This window comes from Picosynechococcus sp. PCC 8807 (assembly GCF_001693295.1).
Taxonomy (GTDB): Bacteria; Cyanobacteriota; Cyanobacteriia; order Cyanobacteriales; family MRBY01; genus MRBY01.
Genome location: NZ_CP016484.1, coordinates 1 through 4625, shown reverse-complemented (window position 1 = coordinate 4625; position 4625 = coordinate 1). Strand labels below are relative to the sequence as shown.

The following is a 4625-nucleotide window of genomic DNA, read 5'->3' as shown; positions in this document are numbered from 1 at the left end:
AGGCTTTTAAACCCCGTGATTAAGTTGGTGTGTGGTAACTCAACTCTATCACGGGGTTTACCCTTTCTCAGTGACCTTAAAACTACGCAATTTATAGTCACCTTAGTTCAATTGTTCTTTGATCGCCTAAATCTACCTGAAAGCCTTGCAGGGGAGGGGATAAGCCCCGATTTAAAAATCAGAGTTATCCCTCATAATTCAAGTGAAGGAGAATTATGAGTTTAGAATCTGAGTTAAAACAGTTCATGCACAGAATACGAATCCAAAACGGAAATGGGTGGAAGGGGATAAAACCCCACGGCATACTTGAAGACTATGCGGTTCCATCAAGCATTGATTGTCGCTGTGGATATTGTGGTGTTCAGGGGGCATTGATTTGTGAAGATGCTGTGACTTTCAATAACCCAACACAGACAATCACGCTGAAGGCTCGTTGTACACGGGACAAATGCCAGAAAACATCGACGGTTGTAATCATTGATGCTCTTATGTGGCGAGATCATAGCAAGGGGAAAAGAAGCAAAGAATTTTGGGTACTCCCAAAGCCAAAAGAGCGTCCCCAAGTCTTTACGGAAGACCAAATAGACAACAGACGAATTTTTAAGGCCTATCAAGAAGCGGTGCAGTCTTTTAACGAAAATAGACCATCATTGGTCATCTCTGCCTGTGGGCGCATTGTAGAGGCGATAGGGAAGCTGAAGTTTCCAGATGGTCAAAGTGCGAACAACATTGGGAAACTATACAGAAACCTCAAAAACGAGCTAAAAGATAAACCCGAATTTAATACTGTTTTAGACCCATTTCTCCAACTAGGGAACGCATTAAGGATCGGAAGGAATCCAGCAAGCCACTTTGACCTTGAGACAGACCCCGACATTAACTTAGCGGAAAAAGTCTTGGACTTAACCGAGTTTCTCGTCAAGTATATCTACGTCATTCCGCAGGAAGCCGACAACGTAAATGAATTGATTGAAAAATGTGGCCCAGGGGATACCGAGGAAAGCGATGAAGGTTAATCATTTTCCAGCTTTACCTGGCTTTCACCAATAGGTGATCGCTTTTCTCGAAGAAACAACAGATAAAATATAGAATTTCATCTGCTATATCCAAAAAACAGGACAAATAAACTGCTTTTGGCGGCAAAAAAATCAATCATTTTTCTTGTCCATGTTTAATCGTTATATATAAATACAAGAAGTGTGTGTGCCCCACGCTGTCGCGTGGGGCTGTGATCAGAAAAACCACCACTCTGAAATAGAATGGTGGCTACATTGGCAATGTGCTGTTACCGCTCAGGTGCTAGAAGACTGTGAAATCGCCAGCACCGTAGGTCAACTAGAAAAAGAGCATCCAAATTCGGAGAAACCAGTAAATGGCCCGAAGGTAGGGAGATGCTTGTTTAACTCGACGAAGAACCCGTTTTAGAACGGGTTTATTTTTCTTGCCCATGGCAAAAATTGAATTCTACGTCATTAGTATTCCTTGGACGATATGGCAAAAAGTGGGCAAGCTTCCAAGAGGCATTGATAGGGGGCTGACATCAGAGGGGAGAGCCAAGGAATGTTCGCTTTGCCCTGGCCGCATCTCCCCTCTGAGTCGCCGAGGATATCAATTGGTACCCGTCAAGGGCCGCAAACTCATTTAAGCCACTGGTGAACCACTACAGTTCACTGCGAGTTTGCTTCCCCCCTTGACGGACTTGAAGGTTATTACACTGTTATCACTTTTGTTATCGGACAGTTATCGCCACACTGTAGAACGTGTTATCTTTCTGTTATCGGTATTGATAACAACTATGGCTAATCCATTTTTTTCTGGTCGCATCCCTCAAGATTTGTTTGATCACGTAGAGAAACATCGAGACACTACTGGAGAATCTAAAACCGATGTTCTTGTAAAAGCATTAGCTGCTTACACAGAGTTTGAAGGTAAGGCTCTAGATAATAAAGCAGTTCCGAGATTTTCGGAACTATTAAAAAGATTGGAGAAGCTCGAAAATAAAGTTTTTGGGGATGATACTATCCCTGAAACTTTAGAAAATGAAAAAAGACAGATAGACTTGTTTTCTACTCCCCAAGAGACCTCAGATACTTCAAAGCCATCAGAAACTAGACTTTTAACAACACAGCAAGTTATAGATGAAAAAATAGCTAGTCAAGCAAGTCTCAGCAAGTGGAAAAACAAAAAATTACTGCCAAAAGAATTCAAAGGAAACCTAATTGATTTTAGCCATAGAGATGAAGAAGTAAACACGAGTTATTGGAAAATTACTACTGTATAACATTGTTATCATCTAGTTATCAGCTTGAAGAAATTTCTCATCAAGTAATTGTCGAGCTGCTAGGAACTTCTCTAGATTTTGATCATCAGCAGGAGAAGATCTTTTAACCATTTTGAGCTCTAAAAGTCCATCTGTTAATTGCCCAATTTCTGAGTAAATAAGCTGAGTAGCTTGTTTGCCGTATTTTGTAATTAAGTAATTAGGAAGATGATTTGGGACATACTCATCTCTTAGCCATGCTCTAAAATATGGAAGCTCATCATATGAGTATGCTGCTGCTGACCTAACATCTCTCCGATCTCGGTACTGGTGAATATATTCTCCTTTTTCTGTAGCCCAGGGCTTTCCTTTTCGATAGTCACTCCATTTTCGACCAATACTTCCATCCAGAAGATCGTAGTCATTAATAGGTACTCTCCAATCTTTTTCGATGAGCAGCAGCAGTTCAGCCGCCTCCCGAAAAACACACCAAAGATCATCTGCAATAGTGTGATCACGCATATGCTCAATGCGCTGTACATACACATTTGTATGAGGGAGAGCAACACGAGATCGCTGATCCCAACCTGTTATCCTCTGAATCCAGAGATCTATCCCTACCTGCATAAACAAAAAGCAACTGCGCGTGGCAGTCGCCTTTTGCAAAGCCCTTTGTTCTTTTGATAATCCACCCCCTAAAGCTGTTTCAGGATCGGCATAATGTTGAAGGACAGCAGCACAGTAGGTAGATTTGTAAATTTTAAGATTCCCCTGTTTCCTCCCATCAATCACAGCATCCTGGGTTAAGAGGGTCAAAGGCTTACCAATAAAGGGTTCTAGATATTTAGAAGGGGCCTGGGTTAAGAGGGTATCTTCTAAATTTGAAATAGCAGCTTCAGACACACCAGCTAAAGTAGCCAGAGCTGACTGACTCATTCCAGATTGCCCCGTCAGCTCAATCGTATAAAATTCAATGCCATTCTCGTCTTTCTTGCGAATTTCCATAAAAAACCTAAAATAATCTACCTAAACGAGCTTTTACTAAGTCTGAGACTTTTTTAGGACGTATTTCATATCCGCTTCTAACCAGGTCAGTTAGTTTTACAGCGATCTCACCACTTACTTGAGACAAAGGAACTCTAGACAAATCTAACACTTTTGATTCTATGATTTTTTCATAAGAAGGCAACTTGGAAGTCGAAGTGACAATATGTACTTTTTTGCCTTCATTGAGAGCTATAGCCAGTTCCATGACTTGATCCGCAATGGCTTCTGGAACCCGAATAGTTTTAATTTTTCCAGTCCCCCATCTTGAAGGACGACCCGCTCCTTCTCTCTTTCCTCCCTTAGGCATATCAATCACCTCGTTTGATAACATTGTTATCATTTGTTATCACTATTCTACCATTCTATATCTGCGTTCCTTCCGCTTCCAGCCAAATCTGAGATGACCTTCATCAACTTCATCTTCATCTGATTCACCAATCAAGTCTTCTGGCTCTTCTTCGAGGGCTTTTAAGTAACCCTTGAGGGCACCACCAGTGGCGACACAGCGAACTCGGTGCATCTGTCGGGTTAGTTCCAGGAACCAATGCTGGTCAGCCACCAGGTCAGATTCTTTGACGCAATACTTCAGAAGCTCAGGGACAAGCTGCATCGGCTGCTTCCCTTGCTTGATGGCCTGAACATCAAGTATCGGTTTGTAATCGACCTTTAGGGACTTCTGCCACAGTTGGCACCATTCATCCTGTTTGATGTATCCCTTCCCTGAGAAGTAATTGGAGGGAACCAACAGCAAACAATGAAAGTGAGGGTGAGCTGACCCGTCCTTCCCTCTAGTCACCTCTGTTGACCGTATCCAGCCCACCGCAGGAAATTTCTTTCTCTGGGTCAATCTTTGCCAAGCCTTGTTCATCAGAGTTAGGTTTTCCTTTAACTCAGTGATGGGACAGTTTCGTTGAGTCAGGGTCAGAAACAGCCAACGATACTTTGGATAATCGTTAACCACATTTGGAAGTATCTTGTATGCCTTAGCCTTCCACATCAAGGATCGCCGCCACTGGCAGACGGGGCAATGTCTGACCCGGCAAAATCTAGCCGACGAAAGTTTTAGCTTTAATTCTCCCGATGACTGGTCGGGGATCAACTTAAAATCCAGTAGTTCAGAGCAAAACGTCATCCGAGTCGCATATCTATCAAACTCTGTATCTCGGTAATGACTGGTTGCCGTGTCCGTATTCCCTCTGTGTTTGTCCCATGGCTTATCCCGCTCAGATATTTCACTAAGCGCCGGAGAGCTACTTACAACGGATCTATCAGGCTGTACAATAGAATCACAGCCCTGATTGAATTTATCAGGCAACAA

General features: G+C 42.6%; 5 protein-coding genes. 2 read left to right on the top strand and 3 right to left on the bottom strand.

The window, feature by feature from the left end; all coding sequences use genetic code 11:
* The first annotated feature begins 215 nt into the window (after positions 1 to 215).
* Positions 216 to 1016, top strand: a complete 801-nt coding sequence (locus AWQ24_RS14645; protein WP_065717414.1) for a hypothetical protein — start codon at positions 216 to 218, stop codon at positions 1014 to 1016.
* 779 nt (positions 1017 to 1795) lie between these two features.
* Entirely contained in the window at positions 1796 to 2281 is a 486-nt protein-coding gene (locus tag AWQ24_RS14640) for a hypothetical protein (protein ID WP_065717413.1), read from the top strand.
* A gap of 12 nt (positions 2282 to 2293) precedes the next feature.
* Here the strand turns inward: AWQ24_RS14640 and AWQ24_RS14635 are convergent, their stop codons facing one another.
* Genes AWQ24_RS14635 through AWQ24_RS14625 form a run of 3 tightly spaced genes read right to left on the bottom strand, consistent with a single transcriptional unit; the run spans position 2294 to position 4439 of the window.
* Positions 2294 to 3265, bottom strand: a complete 972-nt coding sequence (locus tag AWQ24_RS14635; protein WP_065717412.1) for a transcriptional regulator — start codon at positions 3263 to 3265, stop codon at positions 2294 to 2296.
* 7 nt (positions 3266 to 3272) lie between these two features.
* Complete coding sequence (locus tag AWQ24_RS14630) at positions 3273 to 3647, bottom strand: hypothetical protein (RefSeq protein WP_065717411.1); 375 nt, start codon at positions 3645 to 3647, stop codon at positions 3273 to 3275.
* Between the two features lie 9 nt (positions 3648 to 3656).
* Entirely contained in the window at positions 3657 to 4439 is a 783-nt protein-coding gene (locus AWQ24_RS14625; RefSeq protein ID WP_232318914.1) for a protein rep, read from the bottom strand.
* Between the last annotated feature and the right edge of the window lie 186 nt (positions 4440 to 4625).

Bases quoted from the DNA above. Each gene is read 5' to 3' on its own strand.
- AWQ24_RS14645 (WP_065717414.1), top strand. From the start codon at position 216: ATGAGTTTAGAATCTGAGTTAAAACAGTTCATGCACAGAATACGAATC.
- AWQ24_RS14640 (WP_065717413.1), top strand. From the start codon at position 1,796: ATGGCTAATCCATTTTTTTCTGGTCGCATCCCTCAAGATTTGTTTGAT.
- AWQ24_RS14635 (WP_065717412.1), bottom strand. From the start codon at position 3,265: ATGGAAATTCGCAAGAAAGACGAGAATGGCATTGAATTTTATACGATT.
- AWQ24_RS14630 (WP_065717411.1), bottom strand. From the start codon at position 3,647: ATGATAACAATGTTATCAAACGAGGTGATTGATATGCCTAAGGGAGGA.
- AWQ24_RS14625 (WP_232318914.1), bottom strand. From the start codon at position 4,439: ATGACGTTTTGCTCTGAACTACTGGATTTTAAGTTGATCCCCGACCAG.